The sequence below is a fragment of the Amycolatopsis sp. NPDC004772 genome, from assembly GCF_053601215.1.
In genome coordinates, this window is sequence record NZ_JBSGBK010000019.1 from 83,560 (window position 1) to 106,671 (window position 23,112).

Here is a 23,112-nt window from a genome sequence, read left to right on the forward strand (position 1 = left end):
GTCCGCCTGACCCGCCTCAGGACAGGTCGAGCTCCCGATCGAGCAGTGCGAAGATTTCGTCGTCCGACGCCGTGTCGAGCGGCGGGGCACCGGAGCCGTCCGGTTCGCCCGCGCCGTCGAGCCGGAACAGCAGGTCGCGCAGCCGGACCTTGACCCGGCCGTGCAGCGGACCGCCCGGCTCGCCCAGCAGCGCCTCCTCCAGCCGGTCGAGGTCGGCCAGCACGTCGGAGCCCGCGGGGCTCAGCGCGTCCAAGAGGTGCCCGGCCAGCGCGGCTGGGGTCGGGTAGTCGAAGGCCAGGGTGGTGCGCAGCTTCAGCCCGGTCGCCTCGGCGAGCCGGTTGCGCAGCGCCACCGCGGTCAGCGACTCGAAGCCGAGCTCGGTGAAGGTGTCGTCGCCGGCGGCGGTGTCCCGGCCGAGCACCGCGGCGGTGTGCTCGAGGACGAGGTCCAGCAGTAGTTCGGCGCGGGCGGGCCCGGGCAGCGCGGCGACTTTCGCGGCGAACCCGCCGTCGTGCGCGCCACGGCCGGCTGGTTCGGCGTGCGGGGCCCGGACGTACGCCTGCGGCAGCGCACCCAGCACGACGTTCTCGGCGGAGAACACCGGCCGTCCCACCAGGTCGGTGGCCGAAACCGAGACCGAGTCGGGGCCGGTGGCGCGCACCCGGACCCGCAACGCCGGGGCGCCGGCCGTGTGCAGGGCCAGCCCGCTCCAGGAGGACGCGAGCCAGCCGTCGGACTCCGCCGCGGCGGGGAACAGCGCGACCGCCTGCAGCGCCGAGTCCAGCAGGGCGGGGTGGATGCCGTAACCCGCACCGCTGCCGGCCGGCGCCGGCAGCACGACGTCGGCGAACAGCTCGCCGTCGAGCGACCAGGCGCCGGTCAGGCCGCCGAACTCGGGGCCTAGCTCGATGCCGTGCGCGCGCAGGCGGTCCCGGGCGGTGCCGGCGTCCTCGGCGACCGCCCCGGACGGCGGCCAGTCCCGGGGTTCCGGGCCGGCCGCCGAGCCCGCGGTCTCGGCCATGATCCCGGTGGCGTGCCGCGTCCACGGCCCGCCCTGGGCGGCGCCGACCGAGTCCGGCCGGGCGAACACGCCGATCCGGCGCGCCCCGGCGTCGTCGACCGGGCCGATCCGCACCTGCAGGCACAGGGCCTCTTCGGCGAAGACGACCGGCAGGTGCTGGGTGAGCTCCTCGATCCGGGCGCAGCCCAGCTCGGATCCCGCGTGCAGGACGAGTTCGACGAGCACCGACGACGGCAGCACGGTCCGGCCCAGCACGGTGTGCCCGGCCAGCCACGGGTGCTGCGCGGCCGAGAGGCGGCCGGTGAACAGCCAGCCGCCGTCTTCGGCGAGTTCGACGGCCGCGCCGAGCAGCGGGTGCCCGGCGGCCAGCAGGCCGGCGGCCGCGACCGTCGCGTCCGAGCCGGACTCCGGCAGGGCGACCGGTTCGGCCCCGCCGGGGAAGGCCGCGGTCCAGTCGACACTGGCGCCGGAGACGTAGGCCGCGGCGAGCGAGCCGAGGAACGAGCGCGGGCCGTCTTCGCGGCGGCTGATCGTGCCGAGCACGACGGCCCGGCCGTCGAGCGCGTCGACCGTGTCCTGCACCGCGACCGTGAGCACCGGGTGCGGGCTGATTTCCGCGAACACCCCGTGCCCTTCTTCGACGAGCCCGCGGGTGGCTTCGTCGAAGCGGACCGGGTTGCGCAGGTTGCGGAACCAGTAGCGGGCGTCGAGCGCGGCGGTGTCGAGGGGGCCTTCGGTCACCGTCGAGTGGAACGGGATCACGGTGGACACCGGGGTCAGCGGGGCGAGGTCGGCCAGCAGCCGGTCGCGGAGGTCGTCGATGTGCCGCGAGTGGGCCGCGAGCCCGACCGGGATGCGCCGGGCTCGGACGCCCTCGGCGGTCAGGTCGGCCAGCAGGTCCGCCACCGCGGCGGAGTCGCCCGAGACGATCACCCACGAGGGCGCGTTCACCGCGCCGATGTCCAGGCCGTCGCGGCCGGTCAGCCGGGAGCGCACCTCGGCCACCGGCAGCGGCACCGAGATCATGTCGCCGCGGCCGGACAGGGTCGCCTGCGCGCTGCTCCACCGGGCGGCCACGCGCATGCCGTCCTCACGGGACAGAGCGCCGGTCGCGCAGGCGGCGGCGACCTCGCCGAGGCTGTGCCCGACGACGGCGGCCGGTTCGACGCCGTGCGCGCGCCACAGCGCGGCCAGCGCGACCATCACCGCGAACAGCACCGGCTGCACGATGTCGGCGCCGTCGTCGAGGGTCGGCGCGCCGGGACGGCCCCGAAGGACGTCCACAATGGACCAGTCGGCGAAGGGGGCCAGGGCGGCGTCGCAGCGGGCGAGCTCCGCGGCGAACACCGGCGACCAGTCCAGCAGGTCGAGCGCCATGCCCGGCCACTGCGACCCCTGGCCGGGGAAGACGAACACGACCCGCTCGGCGCGCCGGGCGCTGCCGCGCACGACGTCGGGCGGGTTCTGGCCGGCGGCCAGCGTGTCCAGCCCGCGCCGGCCGTCGTCGCGGTCGCCGGCCAGCAGCACGGCCCGGTGCGCCCGGCCGGTGTCCTCGGCGGCGACCGAGCGCGCGAACGCCTCGAACGGCGTGTCCGGGTGGTCGGCGAGGTACCGCGCGAGGCGGTGGGCCTTCGACCGCAGTCCCGCCTTGCTGTCCGCGGAGACGATCAGCGGCACGACGTCGTGGCCACGGCCGGTGTGCTCGTGCTCGGTGGTCAGGGTCGGGGTGGCCACTCGTTACCTCCCGGGGTCGGGCTCAGGGGAGCCGCACGGAGAACGGGTTCCGGAACACGTCGCCCGGGTCCCACCGCGCCTTGACCGCTTGCAGCCGCGGGTAGTTGTGCTGGTGGTAGAGCTCGTGCCAGGCCAGCCCGGAGGCGTTCCACCGCTCGTCCTGGACGTCGAAGTCCGGGTTGTTCACGTAGGACCCGTTGGTGTGCTCGTCCGGCACCGGCACCCCGCCGGTCCCGGCGTAGACGTCGGCGTAGAACTCGCGCAGCCACGCCAGGTGCGGTTCGGCCTGCTCGGAGGCGTCCCAGTGGGTGGAGTAGACGAGCTTGAGGATGCTGTCCCGCTGGGCGATGGCCGTGTCGGTGGGCGACAACGCGTTCATCCGCCCGCCGCAGCCGACGAACATCACGCCGGCGCGGTGGTTGCCGTAGTCCTCGCGCAGCAGGTGCGCATACAGCTTCGCGGCTTGCTCGTCGGTACAGCGTTTCCGCAGGTCCGCGGCCTTGATCTTGAAGCTCAGCGTGTGGTCGCCGCTGTCGGCGATGCCGCCCCACGACGTCGCGTGCAGCCACGGCAGCTCCTGGCGGCTGCTCAGCGCCGGCGCGACGCCGAGGTCGCGGTGGACCGCGGCGACGTAGTCGTCGAGCAGGCCGGCCGCGTTCGGGGCGGCACTGTCGATCTGTGTCGACATGGCGACGAACTGGGACGCGCGTGTCCCGCACCACAGGCCGCTGTAGAGGTCTTCGTACGGGGAGCCGGGGTCGCTGTGGCGCTCGTACCACTCGCCGTGGTTGCGCAGCAGCCGCGTGAACGCGGGTTCGTCGAGCATGTCCCAGACCCAGACGTCCTGCTGCACCAGCAGCCGCGCGGGCGGGGTGGGCAGGAGTGCCGCGGGGGCGCCGGTCGCGCCGGGGATCCGCAGCCAGTAGCGCGTCACGACTCCGAAGTTGCCGCCGCCCCCGCCGGTGTGCGCCCACCAGAGGTCGTGGTTCTCGTCGCCCGGGTCGCTGGTCGCAACCACCGCGCGGGCGGTGCCGTCGGCGTCGACGACCACCACCTCGACCGCATGTAGGTGGTCGGAGACGTACCCGAACTTCCGCGACAGCGGGCCGTACCCGCCCCCCGCGATGTGCCCGCCGAGGCCGACGCTCGGGCAGGATCCGGCGGGGATCGTGACGCCCCAGCGCTTGTAGAGCGTCCGGTAGGCCTGGCCGACGGTGACACCGGGCTCGACGAAGAAGGCGTCCCGTTCCGCGTCGAAACCGATCCGGTTCAGTTCGGACAGGTCGAGGACCACCTGGACGTCCGGCGCGCCGACCATCGCCTCGACGCAGTGACCGCCGCTGCGGACCGCGATCCGCCGTCCCTCGCGCACCGCCGTGCCCACCGCGTCCACCACCTCTTCGGTGGAAGTGGGCACGCGGACGTAGTCGGGCTTGCCGACCCAGCGCTGGTTGACCCCGCGCACGAGATCGGCGTACCGGGCGTCGTCCGGCAGAACGGTCACCGCACCCATCGATCGCCCTCATTCTTCACTTCGGCCATTTCGGCGACGCCGGAAATGGGCATCCCACCCGTCGTCATCGTGGCCGAACACTACGGCGGCGCCGACGGCCACTCCAACCCCTAACCGCCCGGAACCACGGCTTGACCTGGCGTTGCTTAGGGGCGCGTTAGGGGTTACCGGCCCGATCGGCCGCTGCTAGCTTCAGACTGCGGAAATCTTTATTCTGCTCGCACCCAAAAGGCGGACAATCGTGGCCGAACTCCATTCATGGCACCCGATCGACGAGAATGCGGACGACAAGGAAGTAATCATCACGGTTGATTTCACGGTCACCGGGCGTCCGGAGGCGGGGTTCGCCGAGCTCGCGAAGCACCTCGAGACCCCGTACGGGATCTGGGAGAGCCTGCCGCCCGCCATCGGCGACGAGACCGGCATGACCGGCGACGACTACCTCGACCGGTGGACCGCCGAGCTGCGGGCGAGCGGCGCCGAGGTCAAGGCGGTGTTCGGCTACTGCGCGTCCAGCGTGTTCGCGCTCGCCATCGCCGAGCGCATCGCGACCTGGCAGGCGAAGCCGCGGGTGGTCCTGTTCGACCCGACCGCCGCGACCGGGTTCACCGTGCTGCACTACGGCTTCTTCCGCGTGGTGGACGCGCTCGCCGCGGTCCTCACCGAAGACGAGGTGCGGGACGCGCACGCCGCCGGCGAGGCCGCCCAGCGCACCCACGACGACCTCGAGACGCTCACGAAGGAGTTCGTGCGGCTCTACCGCGAGGTCGGCACCACCGCGTTCGAACGGGTCGAGCTGGACGCCGACCGCGCCGACGAGCTCGTCTCCTGGTTCAGCAGCTACCTGACCTACCTGGTGGCCGCCTCCCAGGTCACCGTCCCCGGCGACCTCGACGGCGTCGCCGTGATCCGCTCCGCCGAACTGCCCGGCGCGCTGGAGATCGGCGCCCGCGAGCTCCGGTTCGACATCGACCACTCCGGGCTGCTCAGCCAGCCGGAGGTCGCGCAGGCCGTCCGCGGCCTGCTCCCCTGACCGCCCCTTTCGGAGAGACCAAGCAGGAGAGCTGATGCCGACGTCACCGACCGGTCTGGGCACCGGCACGGAAAGCCAAGCCGAAGCCGCGCTCGCCGGGCACCCCGGTGTCGCGCGGGCCCGGGTCACCCGCGAACCCGGGACCGGGCGGCTCGTCGCCCACGTCGTGCCGCGGGACCCGGTCGCCGAAGCCGGCGACGACCGCGCGCGCGTCGAGGAGTGGCAGCTCATCTACGAGTGGGTGTACGGCGAACTCCCCGAGTCCGGTGGGCTCGGGGAGAACTTCGTGGGCTGGCACAGCACCTACACCGGGCTGCCGATCGAGCTCGCGCAGATGCGGGAGTGGCGGGACGCGACCGTCGAGCGGATCAGGTCGCTGCGGCCCCGCCGGGTGCTGGAGATCGGCGTCGGCACCGGCCTGCTGATGGCCAAGCTCGCACCGTCGTGCGAAGAGTACGTGGCCACGGACTTCTCCCCGACCGTGATCGAGACGCTCACCGGCCAGGTCGCCGCCGACCCCGCGCTGGCCCACGTGACGCTGCACAGCCGTGAGGCCGACGACTTCTCCGGGCTCCCCGCGAACCACTTCGACACGGTGGTGATCAACTCCGTCGTCCAGTACTTCCCCGGCATCGGCTACCTCGCCGACGTCCTGCGCCAGGCCGCCGCGCTGATCGCGCCCGGCGGCGCGGTGTTCGTCGGCGACGTGCGGAACCTGCGGCTGCTGCGCGCCTTCCGCGCCGCGGTGCTGGCCGAGGAGGTGGCCGCGGCCCCGGACACCGCCCGGGAGCTGGTCGAGAACAGCGTTCTCGAAGAGAAGGAACTGCTGGTCGACCCGGACTTCTTCCCGGCGCTGGCCGCCACGCTGCCCGGGATCGCCGCGGCCGACGTCCGGCTGAAGCGGGCCCGCCACCACAACGAGCTGAGCCGGCACCGCTACGACGCCGTGCTGCGCAAGGAACCCGCGGAGACCGTCGAACCCGCGCACACGCAGGCCTGGGACCCGGCCGCGCTGGAGACCCTGCTGAGCGACGTCCGGCCGCCGTCCGCGCGGATCACCGGCGTGCCGAACGGCCGGGTCGCGCGGGAGCTGGCCGCGCTGGCGAAGCTCGACACCGGCAGCACGCCGGTCGCGGTGACCGCGCCGGACCCGGAAGACCTCCACGAGATCGGGCGGCGGCGGGGCTACCAGGCCGCGGTGACCTGGTCGGCCGGCGGCTCCGGCCTGGTCGACGTCGTCTACACCCGCGACGGCGAGCCGGTGACCGTGCCCGCTTCGGCCGCCATGCCCGGGCTGCCGTTCACCGCCTACGCGAACGCCCCCTCGCGCGCGGCGAAGACGAGCACGTTCGTCGCCGAACTGCGCGCGTACCTGGCCGCGCGGCTGCCCGCCGAGGCCGTTCCGCACGCCTTCGTCACCGTCGAAGACCTCCCCGTAGGGACCGGACATGCCGACCGCTGAGATTCCGGCCACCCGCAAGGAAGAAGGGCTCTGGCTGCTCGAACGGCTGGTGCCCGGCGAAGGCGTCAACAATGTGCCGGGCGTGGCGCTGCGGGTGGCGGGCCGGCTGGACCGGGCCGTCCTCCAGGAGGCCGTCGCGCAGCTGGTGCGCCGGTACGACGCGCTGCGGACGGTGTTCCACGCCGGCGACACGCGGCTCACCAAGTCGGTGCTCGCGTCCTTCCCGCTCCGCCTCGAAGGTGCGGAGGGCACGGACGTCGAGGCCGGGCTGCGGGAACTGATCACCCGGCCGTTCACTTTGGACGGATCGCCCTTGCTGCGCGTCGGCCTGTACCACGGCGCCGAGCACGACTCGGTCGGCGTGGCCGTGCACCACCTCATCTTCGACGGCACGTCGATGTCCATCTTCCTGGAGGAGCTCGCCGCCGCCTACGACGCGGTGCTCGCCGGGGACCTCCCGGACGCCGGCCCGCCCGTCCCGCTCTGGCCCGAATCCGAGCCGAAGCCGGAAAGCCTCGCCTTCTGGCGCGAGCACCTACGCGACTTCGACGCGGGCGGGCCCGGGCTGTGGTGCGGCGGCCAGGAAAGCGCCCAGCCGACCCTGCGCGGCGAGCAGCTCGTCCGCCCGTTCTCCGCCGCGGCCAAGGACGTCGTCACCGCGCTGCAGAAGGACCTCAAGGCGCCCGACGTCGTCGTCCTGCTGGCCGCCTACTACCTGCTGCTGCACGCTCACGGCGCCGGGCCCGACCTCGCCGTCGGCTTCCCGGTGAACGTCCGCAGCCAGCAGGCCCAGCGCGCGATCGGCTACCACGTCAACATCGTCCCGCTGCGCGTGCGGATCGATCCGGCCGAGACGTTCCGGCTGTTCAGCCGCCGGGTGCGGGACCTGTTCTTCGAGGCCATCGCGCACGCGGACGTGCCGATGGACGTCCTGCTGCCGGAGGTCGAGCGCGCCGGTTCGTCCTGGCGCACCACCATGTTCCGGCACGTGTTCAACTACCTGCCCTTCGGCGGACGAGCGGCCACGAGCCTCGGCGGCGCCCCCGCCGAGGTCGTCGAAATCGATCCTGGGCACAGCAAGTTCGACCTCGAGTTCGTCATCCTGCCTTCGGCGGAGGAGAGCCGCGTCAAGGCGGTCTACGGCGCCGAGGTGCTCGACCGCGGCGAGGTCGAGCTCCTGCTGGAGCGCTACGACGCCCTGCTCGTCGCGGCGGCGAGCGCGCCGGACCGGCCGCTGCGCGAACTGGACGGCTGGGGTGCCACCGACCACGCGGTCCTCGACACCCCCGGCGAGCCTGCCGGGGCGGAGACCGTCCTCACCGCGATCGCCCGCCACGTCTCGGAAAACCCCGGCGCGCCCGCGATCGTGACCGGCGAAGGCACGACGTCCTACCGGGATCTCTGGCGCGCCGCTTCGGCGGTCACGACCTTGCTGGCCGACGCCGGGACGGGGCCGGGTGACGTCGTCGCCGTGACCGCCCCGCGCGGCCCGGACCTCGCGGCCGCGATCCTCGGCAGCTGGCTGGCCGGCGCCACCGTCACCACGGATGTCTCCGCGGCGAAATCGGTGCTGGGCGCCGAAGAAATCTCCTACGCCGTCACGGTGGCCGTCGACCCCGACGCTGCGGCCGTGTCCCCGGACAGCGTGGCGCTCCCCGGCGTGACCCACCGGGAACTCGCCGACTCCGTCCGCGCGGTCTCGGTGGGTTCCCGGCCGGTGCTGTGGCTTTCGGCCGCCTTCGAGGAACCGCTCCTGGCCCTGGCCAACGGCGTGCCGCTGGTCGTGGCGCCGGACGCGGCCCGCACGGACGGCCACCTGCTGGCCGGCCTGCTCACCCGGCACGACGTCGGCGTCGTGCACGCCACCCCGGCCGTCTGGTCCCGGGTCGTCGAGCAGCTCGGTTCCGCGGTCGGCGGCCGCACCGCGCTGATCGGCGCCGAACCCGCGCCCGGCCCGCTCGTCCGCACCCTGCGCGCCCTCGAGGCCGACGTCCACACGGTGTTTTCCTTCGGCGGCCGCTGGGTGCTCGCCGACGGCGAGCCGGTCGCGGGCCTCGATGCCGACGTCGTCGCCCCGGACGGGCGGCGGCTGCCCCTGGGCGTGCGGGGCGAACTGAAGCTGGGCACCGCCACCGGCGTCCTCGCGCACTGGCGCACCGACGGGTCCCTGCACGTCCACGGCCCCCTGGACCGGCAGGTGACGTTCGGTGGCACCCGCGTCGACCTGGCCACGGTCGAGGACGCGCTGACCGCGCACACCGACGTCGTCGCGGCCGCGGTCACCCTGCGGCCCGGCGCGGAAGACCTGGTCGCCGTCGTGCAGGCGCCCGACAAACCGCAGTTCGCCGCCGACCTGGCCCGGCACGCCGAGGCGGTGCTGCCACCCGCGGCACGGCCGGCCTGGTACCTGCGGGTCGACGCGCTGCCCGAGACGGCCGCGCTCGAGGTGGACCGGGCGGCGGTCGCCGAGCTGGCCGCCGCGGCCGGGCCACCGGCGGAGGCCCCGGCGAAGTCCGTGCCGGACGCCACGACCGAGGCCGTCATGGCGATGTTCCGGCACCTGCTCAAGCGCGACGACGTCACCGAGGACTCGAACTTCTTCGCCGGCGGCGGGCATTCGCTGCTGGCCGCCCAGCTCGTCCAGCGGATCCAGAAGCAGACCGGGGTCCGGCTGAAGCTGTCCGCCGCCTTCGCCCACCCGACGCCGGCCGCGCTGGCCGAGCTGATCACCGGGAGCACCCGATGACCCCGTCCGTCAACCCGGCCCCGACCCCGTTCGGGCGGGCCGAAACCATGCACGGCCTGTTCGAGTGGTGTGCCTCGCGGTGGCCCGGCCGCACCGCGCTGCACCACCTCGGCCGGGACGTCACCTACCGGGAGCTGGCGGAACTCGCCGACGCTTACGCGGCCGAACTGCACGCCCGCGGCGTCGAGCGCGGCTCGATCGTGCCGGTGCTGCTGCCCCGCTCCCCCGAGCTGTTCGCGACGCTGCTGGCGGTGCTCAAGTGCGGTGCCGCCTACGCCGCACTCGACCTGCGGTGGCCGTCGAGCCGGCTGTCCGAGCTGATCGAGCACCTCGGCGGGCCGGTGGTCGCCGCCGAGCGCGGGACCTCGTGGCCGTCGGTGTGGTCACCGCCGGCGCAGCCGATCCTCGGCGCCCGGCCGGCCGCGGTCGACGTCGGCGCCGACGACCCCTGCGCGGTCTTCTTCACCTCCGGGACCACCGGGACGCCGAAGGGCGTGGTCACCGCGCACCGCGGCAACGTCCGGCTGTTCGACGACTGGCTGTTCACCCCGCTGGATTCCGGCGCGGTGATGCCGCAGGCCCTGGCCGCGACGTGGGACGCCTTCGGGCTCGACTCCTGGGGCGTGCTGTTCAACGGCGGCACCCTGGTGCTGCTCGAAGACACCCTCGAGCTGGCGACGAAGCTGCGCGACCTGATCGCGATCCACGGCGTCACCACGATCTTCCCGCCCACCGCGGTGTTCCACAGCATGGTCGACAACGACCTCGACGCCTTCGCCGGCCTCCGCGCCGTGGGCACCGGCGGCGAGAAGCTCTCGGCACGGCACGCCGCCCGGTTCCTCGAGGCGTACCCGGACATCCCGCTGTACAACATGTACGGCCCGGTCGAGTCCAGCGTCGCGGCCACCTGCCACCGCGTGCGGCCCGAGGACGGCCCCGAGGTGCCGCTCGGCGTCCCCTTCCCCAACACGCAGGCGTACATCCTCGACGGCGACCGCGTGTGCGACGTCGGCGAGAGCGGCGAAATCGCGTTGGGCGGCCGCGGCCTGGCGCTGGGGTACTTCAAGGACGACGAGCTGACCGCGCGGAAGTTCGTCACGATTCCCGGACCGGGGCGCGTCTACCGCACCGGCGACCTCGGACGCTGGACCGCCGACGGCCTGCTCCATTTCGAAGGCCGCGCGGACCGCCAGGTCAAAATCCGCGGCCACCGCATCGAACTCGACGACGTCGAGCAGAACGCCGGGCGCGTGCCGGGCGTCGGCGCGTGCGCGGTGGTGCCGCTGACCGGCGCGGACGGCGCGTACGAAGACCTCTGCCTGTTCTACACCGGCACGCCGGGCGAGGACGAACTGCGGACCCGGCTGGCCGATCGGCTGCCCGGCTACCTCGTGCCCGCGCTGGTGCAGCGGCTGGAACGGTTGCCCGTGCTGGAGGACCGGAAGGTCGACCGCCGCGCGCTGGCCGAACTGGCCGCGCGCCTGCGGATGGCGGCCGCGCCGGAGGTGGACTCGCCGCTGTCGGAAACCGAGGCTGCCGTGGCGCGAATCCTGCGCGAGATCATCGGCGTGCCGTCCATCGCCACCGACGTCTCGTTCTTCCGGCAGGGCGGCAACTCGCTCTCCGCCGCCCAGCTGTGCTCGCGGATCAACCGCGATCTCGGCGTCAAGCTGCGGATCTCGCAGGTGTTCGAGGCGCCGACCGTGCGTGGCGTGGCCGGGCTGATCACCGCCGGGCAGCCGTCATGACGGTCCAGGACATGACCACCCAGATGCGGGTGCTGTGGACCCTCGGCGAGCTCGGCGACCCCCTGGCGCTGCTGCTGCGCGGCCCGGAGGATCCCTATCCGCTGTACGAACGGATTCGCGCGAAGGGGCCGTTGCACCGCAGCGAGCTCGGCGCGTGGACGACGGTCGACCACGCGACGGCCACGAAGGTGCTGCGGGACCGCCGGTTCGGCGTCCTCAAGTCCGACGGGACGCCGATCAGCCCGGTGATCACGACGTTCGACAACTCGATGCTCGGGGCCGACGGCGCCGACCACGCGCGGCTGCGGAAGCTGGCCACGCCGTTCCTGAGCCCCAAGGCGATCGCCGGGTTCCGCGACCGGCTGACCGCGATCTGCCACGAGCTGCTCGACCGTGCCGGCCCGAGCCGGGAGTTCGACCTGATGACGTCGTTCGCCGACCTCATCCCGGTCACCGTCGTGGCGGCCATCTTCGACATCCCCGAGCCGTTCTTGAGCCGGTACCTCGAGCACGGGCCGAAGTTCGGCACGATCTTCGACGAGATCACGTCCGTCGAGCACATCGCGGACGTCCAGCGGTCCCTGGACGAGCTCGACGCGCTGTTCACCGAGCTGATGGAGCTGCGCCTGGCCCACCCGGGCGACGACGCGATCAGCAAGCTGCTCACCGCCCGCGCCGAGGACCGGCTGTCGACGCACGAGCTCGTGTCGCTGTGCCAGCTGCTCACGCTGGCCGGCGCGGAGTCGACGGTGAACCTCATCGGCGTCGGCGTGAAGACCATGCTGGAGCAGCGTGAGCAGTGGGACAAGCTGGTCGCGGACCCGGACCTGGCGCCGCAGGCGGTGCAGGAGTCACTGCGGTTCGAGGCGCCGGTCCAGCAGTCCAGCCGGGTGTCCACAGTGGACGTCGAGGTCGACGGCACGGTCATCCCCGCGGACACCGCGGTGGTGGTGCTGACGGCGGGCTGCAACCGCGACCCGCGGGTGTGGTCCCTGCCGGACCACTTCGACCTCACCCGCCCGACCACCCCGGACAACCTCTCCTTCTCGGGCGGCTCGCACTACTGCCTGGGCGCGCCCCTGGCCCGCCTGGAGGCGGACGTCGCGTTCCGCGTCCTGGCCACCCGGCTGCCCGACCTCCACCAGACGGGCCCGGCCGACCGCCGCCGCTCGGCGATCATCCGAGGTCTCCGCCACCTACCGGTGACGAACGGCTGACGAGCACGGCGAAACGGCCGGCGCCCCACCCGGGCGCCGGCCGTTCGTCCGTGCTCTCAGCGCACCGCGACGCGGGTGCTCAGCGGCAGGGACGTCGAGGACGAACCCACCTGCACCGCCCGGGTGCCCGCGCCGCGCTTCCACGCCTTCGCCGTCACGTCCCAGTAGGACAGCTGGCGGGGGTCGACGTGGATCGTCACCGTCCGGGACGCCCCCGCCGTCAGTGTCACCTTCGCGTAGCCGCCCAGGGCCGTCGGCGGCTGGGGCGCCGTCACCTGCGGGCTCGGGCCGACGAACACCTGGGCCACCTCCGTGCCCGTGCGGGTGCCCGTGTTGCGGACGGTCACCTTCACGTCGAGACCGCCGTCGGAGGCGTTCGCCGCCGACAGGCCGCTGTAGGCGAACGTCGTGTACGAAAGACCGAAGCCGAACGGGAACAGCGGGGTCATCTTCTTGTCCGCGTACCAGCGGTAGCCGATGTCGACGCCCTCGGTGTACTTCACCTGGCCGTCCTGGCCCGGGTAGAGCCCGGCGCTGCCGCTGACGAGCGTGTGGGCCTCATCCACCGGGAAGGTCTGGGTCAGCTTGCCCTGCGGGCTGGCGTCGCCGTACAGCAACGCCGTCGTCGCCTCGGCGCCCTTCTGGCCCGGGTACCACATCTCCAGCACCGCCGCCGTCTTCGCCAGCCACGGCATCTTCACGGCGGAGCCGGTGTTCAGCACCACGACCGTGCGCGGGTTGGCCGCCGCGACGGCGTCGATCAGCTCGTCCTGGTAGCCGGGCAGCGCAAGGTCCGGCCGGTCGAGGCCTTCGGAGCTGTCGTCGTAGGCGAACACGACCGGGGTGGTGGCCGCCTTGGCCGCCGTCACCGCCTGGTCGATCTTCGCCTGGGCCGCGGCCGGGGTGATCCAGTGCAGATTGACCTTCAGCGGGTTGACGAAGTCCGCGAACCCGTACAGCAGCAGCGAATGCGGCCCCGCGGTCAGGTGCACGGTGATCCCGGTGTAGCCGCCCGCGATCGAGTCGCCGAACAGGCCGCTCGCCGTCCCGTCCACCTGGAGAAATCCGCCGCCCCCGGTCGACTGCAGCTGGATGCTGTAGTCGCCTTCGCTCGGCGCGGTGATCGTGCCGTTGTAGAACACGCCCTCCGCGCCGGCGGGCAGGCCGCCGCCCTGGGTGAACGCCGGGGCCAGCGCGCCGGCCGGCACGGCTTCGCCCGCCGGGTCGTAGCCCGGGGTGTAGGTCGTGGTGCTGCCCGCGCGCTGCTTGATCAGGTCCAGCGGGGCGGCCGGCGTCGCGGACGGGAGCACGTGGGAGCTGCCGCCGCCGTTGAGCTTCGGCGTCTTCGCGTTGTAGCCGATCACCGCGATCTTGCCGGACCGCGCGGTGGTCAGCGGCAGCGCCGACTTTTCGTTGCGCAGCAGGACCGCACCCGCCTGGGCGACGTCCTGCGCGGTGGCCGTCAGCCCGGCGAGGTCGCGCGCCGGCCGGGCCGGGCCGTTCAGCAGGTGGAAGCGGTCGAGCTGGCTGAGGATGCGCCCGACGGCGGTGTCCAAAGCGGACTGCGGGATGGTGCCCGCGGTGAGCGCGGCCTTGAGCAGGTCACCGAAGTACGTCCCGCCCGGCATCTCCTGGTCGAGGCCGAGCGGCAGGCTGCCGGGCGCCAGCGACATCCGCCAGTCCGACATCACCCAGCCCTGGAACGCCAGCTGCTCGCGCAGGATCCCGGTCAGCAGGTCGGAGTTCGCGCAGGCGGACGGCCCGTTGAGGTTGTTGTACGAGCACATCACCGCACCGGCGCCGGCCTTGATCGCCGCTTCGAAGCCGGGCAGCTCCACCTCGTGCAGCGTCTGGTCGTCCATCACGACGTCGATCGTTTGCCGGTCGTTCTCCTGGTTGTTCCCGGCGAGGTGCTTGACGACCGGGATGGTGCCCTGGCCGGCGATGCCGCGGACTTCGGCGCCGGCCATCCGGGACGTCAGCAGCGGGTCTTCGCTGAACGTTTCGAAGTTGCGGCCGCCGTAGGGAATCCGGATGGTGTTGACCATCGGCGACAGCAGGACGTCGGTGCCCAGCGCGCGGGCTTCGCGGCCGACGCCGGCGCCGTAGCGGGTGGCGAGCGACTCGTCGAAAGTGGACGCGAGCGCCACCGGCGCGGGCATCACGACCGACGGCTTGTCCACCCGGACGCCGGCCGAGCCGTCCGCCAGCCGCAGCGACGGGATCCCGAGACGGGGCACGCCGGGCACGTACCCGGCTTCGCCGACACTGTTCGGGTCGTCGCCGCCGTGCACCAGGGAAAGCTTCTCGTCGAGGGTCAGCTCACCGACGAGGCTTTTCACCCTGGGCGAGAACTTCGCGGCCGGGTCGGCTGTCGCGGCGGAGGCCGTCAGACCGGACGTCAGCAGCACGCCGGCGAGGACGACCGCGACCGCGCGAGGGCGCGCCCGGAGAAGATCATTACGCATAGTCACCCCAGAAACCCGCGAACGGGTCGCCCCCGCCGCTAGTTGGTCCAATCGTCGACCAACCTAGGTGACTACTGCACGGACCGTAACCCCTGAAGTTTCCGCGCTAATTCCGCGTGACGTCCAGGCTGGCTTCGCCGCCGCGGATCTCCCCGAGGTGCAGGTGGTAGCCCAGGAAGTCGAGATCGACACCCTGGAAGAGCGAAACGCTGATGCCGTTGGACAGGAAGGTCACGGAATTGTTGTCCACCTTCTCGACCGCCAGTTCCTGCCCGCCGAGGTCCACCTTTCCCCCGCTGACGAGGTTGAAGTGGCAGGACCGTTCCGCACACCCCAGATCGATCAGATGATCGCACCCGGCCACCGAAAGGGAAGTGACCACGGCGAACAGGCACATCACAATCGCTCGACGCATTATGATCCCCCTGAAATTATTCGGTATTGCCGTCCGACGGAAGCATGTACGGAATCATGATGGTGATTTCGGTGGGGCCGCCCGGCGGGCTGGAACATTCCAGGGCGCCGTCGAAGGCCGCGATCCGGCGCTGGACGCCGGCGAGGCCGGTGCCGCGGCTCGAGTCGGCGCCGCCCTTGCCGTCGTCGGCGACGACGACCCGCAGCGTGCCCGGCCGGTGGGTGACGCTCACCCGTACGCGCTTGGCGGCCGCGTGCTTGGCCGCGTTGGCCAGCAGTTCGGCCACCGAGAAGTAGACGGCCGACTCCAGGGCCGCGTCCGGGCGGCCGACCAGCCCGACCTCGACGTCGGTGGGCACCGGCGCGTCCATCGCCAGGTCCTCGAGCGCGGCGCCGAGGCCGCGGTCGGCGAGCATCGGCGGCTGGATGCCGTGCACCAGCCCGCGCAGCTCCTGCAGCGCCGCCGCGGACAGCTCCCGCGCGCCGGCCAGCTGCCGCCGGACCTCGTCGAGGTCGGTGTCGAGCAGCATCTCCGCGGTGCCGAGCGAGATGCCGATCGCGATCAGCCGCGCCTGGGCGCCGTCGTGCAGGTCGCGCTCGATCCGCCGCAGCTCGGCGGCCTGGGCGTCGATCGCCGCGGCCCGGGTGGCGAACAACCGCTCCACCCGCCGCGACAGCAGCGCCCGCTCGTCCGGCGCCAGCAGCCACCTCGTCCAGGCTTCGTGCAGGGCGACCGCGCCGGGCGCGGCCACCAGCCCCAGCACGAGCAGCGCCAGCCCGGCGACGACCGTCGCGGCGACGCCTGCCGGTGTGTCGACGGGCAGCGGGAAGTACCACGCCCCGGCCGGGAGGTGCGGCGCGGTGAGCGGCGCGACCAGCAGGAACGCGCCGAAACCGGCGAGCGCGACGGGCACGGCCGCCAGGAGGCCGCCGGTCAACGGGTTGACCACCAGCCAGGCCAGGTCGCGCCAGGTCGCCGGGTCGGTGAAGAACCAGCGGCCGCGCCGCTGGGCCAGCGAAACCCAGCGGAACTTGTGGAAGTCGTAGCCGTTCCAGTACCAGCCGTTCTCGGTGCGTTCCAGCGCCGGCAACGGCAGGTACGGCGATTCGACGGCCCGGCCGTAGAGGGCCGGCGCGCATTTGCGGGAAAGCACCGGCAGCAGGCGGCAGGCGGGAATGGCCACCAGCACGGTGAGTCCCGCGGCGGCGACGTATTCCGGCAGCCAGAACAGTGCGGGCAACGTGAGAACGCACACCTGCACCGCGGCGAACAGCACGAAAACGACCAGCCGCGCCATTCCGGCGACACCCCGCCGGACGGCCGAGGCGCTGCGCCGCGGAATCGTCGACATCGGCAGATCATACTCGCCACGGGACAGTGTTCCCGGTCGGCTCATCGCGTCCCCCATCGTCTCCAGGGGGCCGGACCGGCCCTCTCGCACTCGAGGTCGGTCCAGTCTGGACGCGCCCCGGAGGGCCGCACAATCGGCCAAGCCCACTCATAGGGGTAGAGGAAGCCATACCCCTATGTTCGGTCTAACAGGCTCACGCCGACCGGGATCGCGACACTACCGTTGTCCCCGGAGCAGCGCCACGACGCAAGCGAATGGCGTTCCGCAAGAGAACGAACTCGCGAACCACCAGGAGCAGCAATGAACGAAGCCGGCATCCAACGCACGCAGGCCGACGCGCCGTCGCACGGGGAACCGCGCAATCCGCGGCTGGCGCTGTTCGCTTCCGCGGCCTTCGACCTGATCGTCCCGCTCGCCGTCTACTACATCCTGCGCCAGAACGGCGTCCCGCTGTTGACCGCCGCGATCATCGGTGGCATCGTCCCGGTGGTCCGCACCGTGTACGTCTTCGCCCGCTACCGCAAGATCGACGGGCTCGGCCTCTTCATGGTGACGATGATGGTCATCGGCACCGCGGTTTCGCTGATTTCGGGCGACGCGCGGTTCTTCTTCGCCAAGGACGGCTGGCTCACCGCCATGTTCGGCATCTGGATGCTGATCACGCTGTTCTTCGAGAAGCCGTTCTTCCTGCACGCCGGAGTCAGCATCGCGCGCACCAAGCGCGGCGGCGCCGGCGCCGAGGTGTGGGAACGCCGCTGGGACACCGAGCCGCGGATGCGCCACGGGCTGCGCCTGCTCACCGTCGTCTTCGGCATCGGCATGATCGTGGACGCGGTCGTGCGCGTGGTGCTCGCCTACACGCTGCCGCTCGACGACATCAACCTGGTGACGACCGTGCAGTGGATCGTGGTCCTCGGCGGGCTCATCGGCTTCATGGCCTACTACACCCGCAAGCACGACCTGCGTGCCTGAGGGCCTCCGGCCGTCCACCGCAATCCGAGGAGCTTTCCCATGGCACACATCGCGCTGCTGACCATCCCCGCGTACGGGCACGTCATGCCGACGCTGGACGTGGCCGCCGAGCTGGTCCGCCGCGGGCACCGCGTCACCTTCGCCACGACGGACCAGTTCGCCGAGCTGGTGGCGCCGACCGGCGCGCGGGTGCTGCGGTACGAGTCGTCCCTGACGCCGAAGCCGCGCACCGAGGACCCGCCCGCCGACTTCGCCGCGTGGCTGCCGCTGGTGCTGGTCATGGAAAGCACGGCGACCATCCCGGTGTTCGAGGCGGCCTTCGCCGAAGACGTCCCGGACCTGATCCTCTACGACCGGACCGTCTACGCGACCGGACGGGTGCTCGCCGCGAAGTGGGGCGTGCCCGCGGTGGAGCTGTTCCCGTCCTTCGCCTACAACGACCACTGGTCGCTGGCGAAGTTCCTCGGCGAGGAGAACGGGTTCAGCGAGGAACACCCCGCCCGCGTCGCGTTCCGGGAGAAGATCGCCGAGCTGACGCAGGCCCACGGCGTCCCGGCGATCTCGCCCGCGGACTTCGCCATCGGCCGCGAGGAGTTCGCGCTCGCCTTCGTGGCCAAGGAGTTCCAGTACGAGGGCGAGACTTTCGACGACCACTTCGCGTTCATCGGCCCGTGCCTGGGCGACCGGACGTTCCAGGGCGGGTGGCAGCCGCCGTCGGACGGCAAGCCGGTGCTGCTGGTTTCGCTCGGCACGGCGTTCAACGACCGGCCGGACTTCTTCCGGGCCGTCGTGGCGGCGTTCACCGGTGAGGACTGGCACGTCGTGCTGTCGATCGGCGCGCTGGACCCGGCTTCGCTCGGCGAGCTCCCGCCGAACATCGAGGCCCACGCGCAGGTGCCGCAGCTGGCGGTGCTGAACCACGCTTCGGCCTTCATCACCCACTCGGGCATGGGCGGGACGATGGAGGCGCTGTACTTCGACACGCCGATGGTGGCCCTGCCGCAGAGCGTCGAGCAGGCCGCCGTCGCCAACCGGGTCGCGGAACTCGGCCTGGGCACGAACCTGGCCGGCCGGGAACCGACGCCGGAGCTGCTGCGCGACGCCGTCAAGACGACGGCGGCCGACGAGCGCGTGCGGTCCGCCGTCGCCGCGATGGGCGCGAAGGTGCGCGCCGCCGGTGGCGCGGCCCGCGCGGCCGACGAGCTCGAGCGGCACCTCAAGCACACTTCCTGACCCGCTGGTTCGGCAGAACCAGCCGCCTGTGGGGAAGGGCCGAGGTTGTCCCCCAGCACCACGGCCCTTCCTCACCTCTTCCTGCCCTTTTTCCTGCCCTTTTTGTCCGCACTGATCCCTGGAGGCCCGGCGTGCCGGACGCGGTGGTGGTACGGGACCTCGTCAAGAGGTACCCGAAAGCAGAACGGCCGGCGGTCGACGGCCTCGGGTTCACCATCGCCACCGGCGAGGTGTTCGGCCTGCTGGGTCCCAACGGCGCGGGCAAGACGACGACGGTCAGCATGCTGACCACCCGCGCGCTGCCGACGTCCGGCCACGCCGAGGTGGCGGGCATCGACGTCGTCAAGCACGCGACGGCGGCCCGCCAGGCGCTGGCCGTCGTGCCGCAGCGCAACAACCTCGACCAGTCGCTGACCGTGCGGCAGAACCTGCTGTTCCACGCCGCCTACCACGGCATGGGCCGGGCGCAGCGGCATCGCCGGGCCGAGGAGCTCATCGAGTGGATGGGGCTCGGCCCACGGGCGAAAGCCCGGGTCGACGAGATGTCCGGCGGCCAGGCCCAGCGTGTGATGATCGCCCGCGCGCTGATGCACCAGCCGAAGGTGATGTTCCTCGACGAGCCGGCGACCGGGCTCGACCCGCAGTCGCGCCTGTTCGTGCACGAGCGCGTCGCCGAACTGACGGCCGAGGGCGTCACGGTGGTGGTCACCACGCACGACATGGAGGAAGCGGCCAAGCTGTGCGACCGCGTCGGCATCGTCGACCGCGGCAAGCTGCTGGCGCTGGACACGACGGACGCGCTGACCCGGTCGCTGCCCGGCAACACGACGCTGACCGTGGGCGTGAGGCTGGCGGAGTCGCCCGCCGACGCCGACGCCGTCGGCAAGGAGCTGGAGCAGGTGCCGTCGGTGGAGCGGGTCGAGCGGCTCGCCGCCGCCGGCCGGGCGGCCGCGGACGAGAACGCCGTCCAGTTCCGCCTGTACACCGAAGCCGAGCCGGCGTCGCTCCTGCCGGGCGTGCTGGCGGTGCTGGGCCGCGAGCGGTGCGAGGTCACCGGCATCTCGTTCGGCAAGCCCACCCTCGAAGACGTGTTCATCTCCATCACCGGACGGGACCTCCGATGACCGCCGCCACTGTCGCCCCGCCAATGCCGCAACCACAGCCTGGCCAGGCCCGCGCGTTCTTCGCCGTGCTCGGCCGCGACTTCTTCGTCACCGGGCGCGAGCTGCTCCCGTTCCTGGCCCAGATGCTGATCCAGCCGCTGTTCCTGTTGTTCATCTTCGGCAAGGTGCTGTCGCAGATCGGCTACGCGGGCGCCGGGTACGCCCAGGTCCTGCTGCCGGGCATGGTGGCGATGAACGCGTTCACCGGGGCGTTGCAGAACACGGCGTTGCCCCTGGTGCTGGACTTTTCGGTGACCAGGGAGATCGAGGACCGGCTGCTGGCGCCGCTGTCGATCCGCCTGGTCGCGGTGGAGAAGATGCTGTTCGGCGCGATCCGCGGCATCATCGCCGGCCTGGTGATGATCCCGATCGGCCTGCTCATCCTCGACGGCGTCCACTGGAGCCCGGCGGCCCTGCCGGGGGTGGCGGGAGTCGTCGCCCTGGGTTCCCTGGCCGGCGCGGCGGTGGGGATGGTGCTGGGGACGATCGTGCCGCCCCGCCACATCAACCTGGTGTTCACGATCCTGCTGGTGCCCCTGATCTTCACCGGATCCGGGCAGTTCCCCTGGCTGAGCCTGTCCGGTTTGCGCTGGTTCCAGGTGATTTGCGCGGCCAACCCGCTGACGTACGTCTCGGAGGCCTTGAGGCGGCTGGTGATGCCGGACCAGGTCCAGTCCATCCCGCTGTGGATCTCCCTGCTGGTCATGGTGGTGGCAACGCTGATCTTCGGCGCGTTCGGCATCAGGGGCTTCCTCAAGCGCGCACTGGACTGAAGGGCTCCGGTACGGTTGGGCCACCCAGCCCGGCCCCGCCCGGCCCGGAATCCCAGGAGCGGTTCGTGCGCGTTGTCCTCGCGGAGGATCTCTACCTGCTTCGAGACGGCATGACGAGGCTCCTGGAAGCACACGGCTTCGCAGTGGTGGCGGCGGTGGGCAATGCCCCGGAGCTGCTGAAGGCGATCGAGGACCACGCACCGGACATCGCGGTGGTGGACGTCCGCCTGCCCCCCAAGTTCAGCGACGAAGGAATCCGCGCGGCATTGGAGGCCCGCCGCCGGCGCCCAGGGCTGCCGGTGCTGGTGCTGTCCCAGCACGTGGAGCAGACGTACGCCCGAGAGCTCCTGGCGGACGGAGCGGGCGCGATCGGGTACCTGTTGAAGGACCGGGTGCTGAACGCGGACCAGTTCGTGGACGCCCTCCGCATGGTGGCGGCCGGAGGGACGGCCATGGACCCGGAGGTCATCACCAAGCTCCTGGCGAGCAGATCGCGCCGCGACCCCCTGGACGCGCTGACGCCCCGCGAGCGCCAGGTCCTGGAACTGATGGCCGAGGGCAGATCCAATGCGGCGATCGCCCAGCGGATGACGATCAGCGAGGCCGCAGTGGGCAAGCACACGGCGAGCATCTTCACAAAGCTGGATCTGGCCCAGCACGAGGACGACAACCGCCGAGTGCTGGCGGTGTTGACCTACTTGAGCAGCAAGGTGCGGCAGGGGTAGGTGCTCGCGTCGGCGGGTTGCGGAAGTGTCGCTTTGGGAAGCCTGGACATCGGACGGTCGGCTCGCGTTCCTGAACAGCCGAGTCGTGTGACGGAGAATCGGCCGGCCTGCCTAGGCGGTTGGTCGGCGTGACGGAGAAGGCATCACACGTGACCAGAGGGGCATCTCACGTGGCTGGAGAAGCATTGCGCATGACTGGAGAGGCATCTCGCGTGGTCTCTGGCCTTTGAGGACAGCCTGCGCGCGCGGGTGTGGGCCCGCGGCCGTGTGGCCGCGGGGCCTTTCCCGTGTTCAGGCTGCGAATGGCAGCGGTTCGTGGAGGTTGTTGCGCCGGGGTTTTCGGCGCCGGTCGAGGAAGGTGGGTGGAAGGAATTCCGGGAGGCCATCGGCGGCGATGCGGACCTCCCAGCCGGAGCGGTGCAGCAGCCGGTGGTGGTGAGCGCACATCAACACCAGGTTGTTCAGGTCAGTAGGGCCACCGTCGGCCCAATGCCGGATGTGATGGCCCTGGCAGTGCCGGGGTGGGCGATGGCAGCCGGGGAACGCACAGCCGCGGTCGCGCAGGAACAACGCCCGGCGCAGCCCGGCGGAGATGAGGCGGCGGAGACGCCCGAGGTTGAGCGGTTCACTCTTCGCACCCAGCACGGCGGGGATGATCATGGCGTCGCAGGCGTGGACGCGGGCTTCGGCCGCGGTCATGGTCCCGGTGTCACCGAGCGTGGCCTGACCGGTGCCGGACTTCAGGTCGGTGAGGGAGACCGCGACCATGACGTGGGCCCGTTCCCCGGCCTGCATCGGCAAGTCCGGGGAATTAAGGGCTAGGTCGATGGCGTCGGAGAACGCATCACCGTAACGCTGCGGCATCGCGCGGTGGTCGGGCCCGTCGTCGCCGGTACGACGCTCGGCCAGCGCATCGAGCAGGGCGCTGGCGCGGGTGCCGGTCTCATCGTCGAACTTGCCGTTCAACTCCCAGACCCCGGATCTTCGACGACGCAAGAACAACTCCCGGGCCGGGACAGCGGGTTCGGTGTCGTCGGGTTCGGCACCATCGGGATTGAGGTGAGCAAGGATCCGGGCACCGAGGACCGCCACCTGCTTATGCCCGGCCTCGGCAGCGAACGCCAACAGATCAGCCTCGACGTGGTCACGATGCTCGGGCGGAACCTCGGCCAGCACCCCGGTGATCGTGTCGATCATCGGGGCACTCAGCGACCCGGACAAAGCAGCAACACCCGTCGCCGGCGCCAGGGCAGGGATCGGGGTGCCATCGAGAGCGCGACCCGGATTCACCAAACGAGCCCGCTTCACCAGACGCTCCGCCGCCGACCTCGGAAGGTCACCCAGGTGCTCCAGCAACCGCGCAACAGACCGGTACCCGAACACCTCCATCACCCCACGCTGCTCGATCTCCACCAGCAGCGCGCCGACTTCAGCTTCAGCAGAGCGGATGGCCGCGAGCAACTCACCCAGGCGGTCGGCAAAAGCCACCGCCTCGGCGGACGAACGAGCGCTGTCGGACATAGATCAAGATTACCGAC

16 protein-coding genes are annotated in these 23,112 nt (G+C 71.9%); 10 read left to right on the top strand and 6 right to left on the bottom strand.

Features of this window, described 5'->3' with window-relative positions; all coding sequences use genetic code 11:
• Window positions 1–16: 16 nt before the first annotated feature.
• Complete coding sequence (locus ACWEF6_RS14755) at window positions 17–2,755, bottom strand: acyltransferase domain-containing protein (RefSeq protein WP_449683393.1); 2,739 nt, start codon at window positions 2,753–2,755, stop codon at window positions 17–19.
• A 22-nt stretch (window positions 2,756–2,777) separates the two neighbouring features.
• The gene (locus ACWEF6_RS14760; protein ID WP_449683394.1) at window positions 2,778–4,268 is read right to left on the bottom strand and encodes an FAD-binding oxidoreductase; all 1,491 of its coding nucleotides are present in this window, start codon (window positions 4,266–4,268) and stop codon (window positions 2,778–2,780) included.
• A gap of 241 nt (window positions 4,269–4,509) precedes the next feature.
• On the opposite strand from ACWEF6_RS14760, the gene ACWEF6_RS14765 reads away from it, so the two are divergent.
• Genes ACWEF6_RS14765 through ACWEF6_RS14785 form a run of 5 tightly spaced genes read left to right on the top strand, consistent with a single transcriptional unit; the run spans window position 4,510 to window position 12,474 of the window.
• Window positions 4,510–5,301 (top strand): hypothetical protein, encoded by a 792-nt coding sequence (locus ACWEF6_RS14765; protein ID WP_449683395.1) that lies wholly within the window; start codon window positions 4,510–4,512, stop codon window positions 5,299–5,301.
• Between the two features lie 34 nt (window positions 5,302–5,335).
• Window positions 5,336–6,763, top strand: a complete 1,428-nt coding sequence (locus ACWEF6_RS14770) for a methyltransferase (RefSeq protein WP_449683396.1) — start codon at window positions 5,336–5,338, stop codon at window positions 6,761–6,763.
• On the top strand, window positions 6,750–9,509 hold the full coding sequence (locus ACWEF6_RS14775; RefSeq protein ID WP_449683397.1) for a condensation domain-containing protein: 2,760 nt from the start codon (window positions 6,750–6,752) through the stop codon (window positions 9,507–9,509). Before ACWEF6_RS14770 ends, ACWEF6_RS14775 begins: the two co-directional genes overlap by 14 nt.
• On the top strand, window positions 9,506–11,257 hold the full coding sequence (locus ACWEF6_RS14780; protein ID WP_449683398.1) for a non-ribosomal peptide synthetase: 1,752 nt from the start codon (window positions 9,506–9,508) through the stop codon (window positions 11,255–11,257). The genes ACWEF6_RS14775 and ACWEF6_RS14780 overlap by 4 nt, the downstream gene beginning before the upstream one ends.
• A complete protein-coding gene (locus tag ACWEF6_RS14785) occupies window positions 11,254–12,474 on the top strand; it encodes a cytochrome P450 (RefSeq protein WP_449683399.1) in 1,221 nt (406 codons plus the stop codon). Before ACWEF6_RS14780 ends, ACWEF6_RS14785 begins: the two co-directional genes overlap by 4 nt.
• A gap of 56 nt (window positions 12,475–12,530) precedes the next feature.
• Here ACWEF6_RS14785 and ACWEF6_RS14790 read toward each other — a convergent pair whose 3' ends face one another.
• From ACWEF6_RS14790 to ACWEF6_RS14800, 3 genes are all read right to left on the bottom strand, one after another.
• On the bottom strand, window positions 12,531–14,942 hold the full coding sequence (locus ACWEF6_RS14790; protein WP_449683400.1) for a beta-glucosidase: 2,412 nt from the start codon (window positions 14,940–14,942) through the stop codon (window positions 12,531–12,533).
• Window positions 14,943–15,048: 106 nt separating this feature from the next.
• Entirely contained in the window at window positions 15,049–15,357 is a 309-nt protein-coding gene (locus ACWEF6_RS14795; protein ID WP_449683401.1) for a hypothetical protein, read from the bottom strand.
• Between the two features lie 16 nt (window positions 15,358–15,373).
• Entirely contained in the window at window positions 15,374–16,708 is a 1,335-nt protein-coding gene (locus tag ACWEF6_RS14800; RefSeq protein ID WP_449683402.1) for a histidine kinase, read from the bottom strand.
• Between the two features lie 300 nt (window positions 16,709–17,008).
• On the opposite strand from ACWEF6_RS14800, the gene ACWEF6_RS14805 reads away from it, so the two are divergent.
• From ACWEF6_RS14805 to ACWEF6_RS14825, 5 genes are all read left to right on the top strand, one after another.
• Window positions 17,009–17,680, top strand: a complete 672-nt coding sequence (locus tag ACWEF6_RS14805) for a VC0807 family protein (RefSeq protein WP_449683403.1) — start codon at window positions 17,009–17,011, stop codon at window positions 17,678–17,680.
• 39 nt (window positions 17,681–17,719) lie between these two features.
• A complete protein-coding gene (locus ACWEF6_RS14810) occupies window positions 17,720–18,913 on the top strand; it encodes a macrolide family glycosyltransferase (protein ID WP_449683404.1) in 1,194 nt (397 codons plus the stop codon).
• Between the two features lie 131 nt (window positions 18,914–19,044).
• Window positions 19,045–20,037, top strand: coding sequence for an ABC transporter ATP-binding protein (locus tag ACWEF6_RS14815; RefSeq protein WP_449683405.1), 993 nt, complete (start codon window positions 19,045–19,047; stop codon window positions 20,035–20,037).
• Window positions 20,034–20,849 carry an ABC transporter permease gene (locus ACWEF6_RS14820; protein WP_449683406.1) on the top strand — a complete coding sequence of 272 codons (816 nt, stop codon included), beginning with the start codon at window positions 20,034–20,036 and terminating at the stop codon, window positions 20,847–20,849. Before ACWEF6_RS14815 ends, ACWEF6_RS14820 begins: the two co-directional genes overlap by 4 nt.
• Before the next feature lie 65 nt (window positions 20,850–20,914).
• Window positions 20,915–21,574 (top strand): response regulator, encoded by a 660-nt coding sequence (locus tag ACWEF6_RS14825; protein WP_449683407.1) that lies wholly within the window; start codon window positions 20,915–20,917, stop codon window positions 21,572–21,574.
• Between the two features lie 291 nt (window positions 21,575–21,865).
• Here the strand turns inward: ACWEF6_RS14825 and ACWEF6_RS14830 are convergent, their stop codons facing one another.
• On the bottom strand, window positions 21,866–23,095 hold the full coding sequence (locus tag ACWEF6_RS14830; RefSeq protein ID WP_449683408.1) for a DUF222 domain-containing protein: 1,230 nt from the start codon (window positions 23,093–23,095) through the stop codon (window positions 21,866–21,868).
• Window positions 23,096–23,112: the final 17 nt, after the last annotated feature.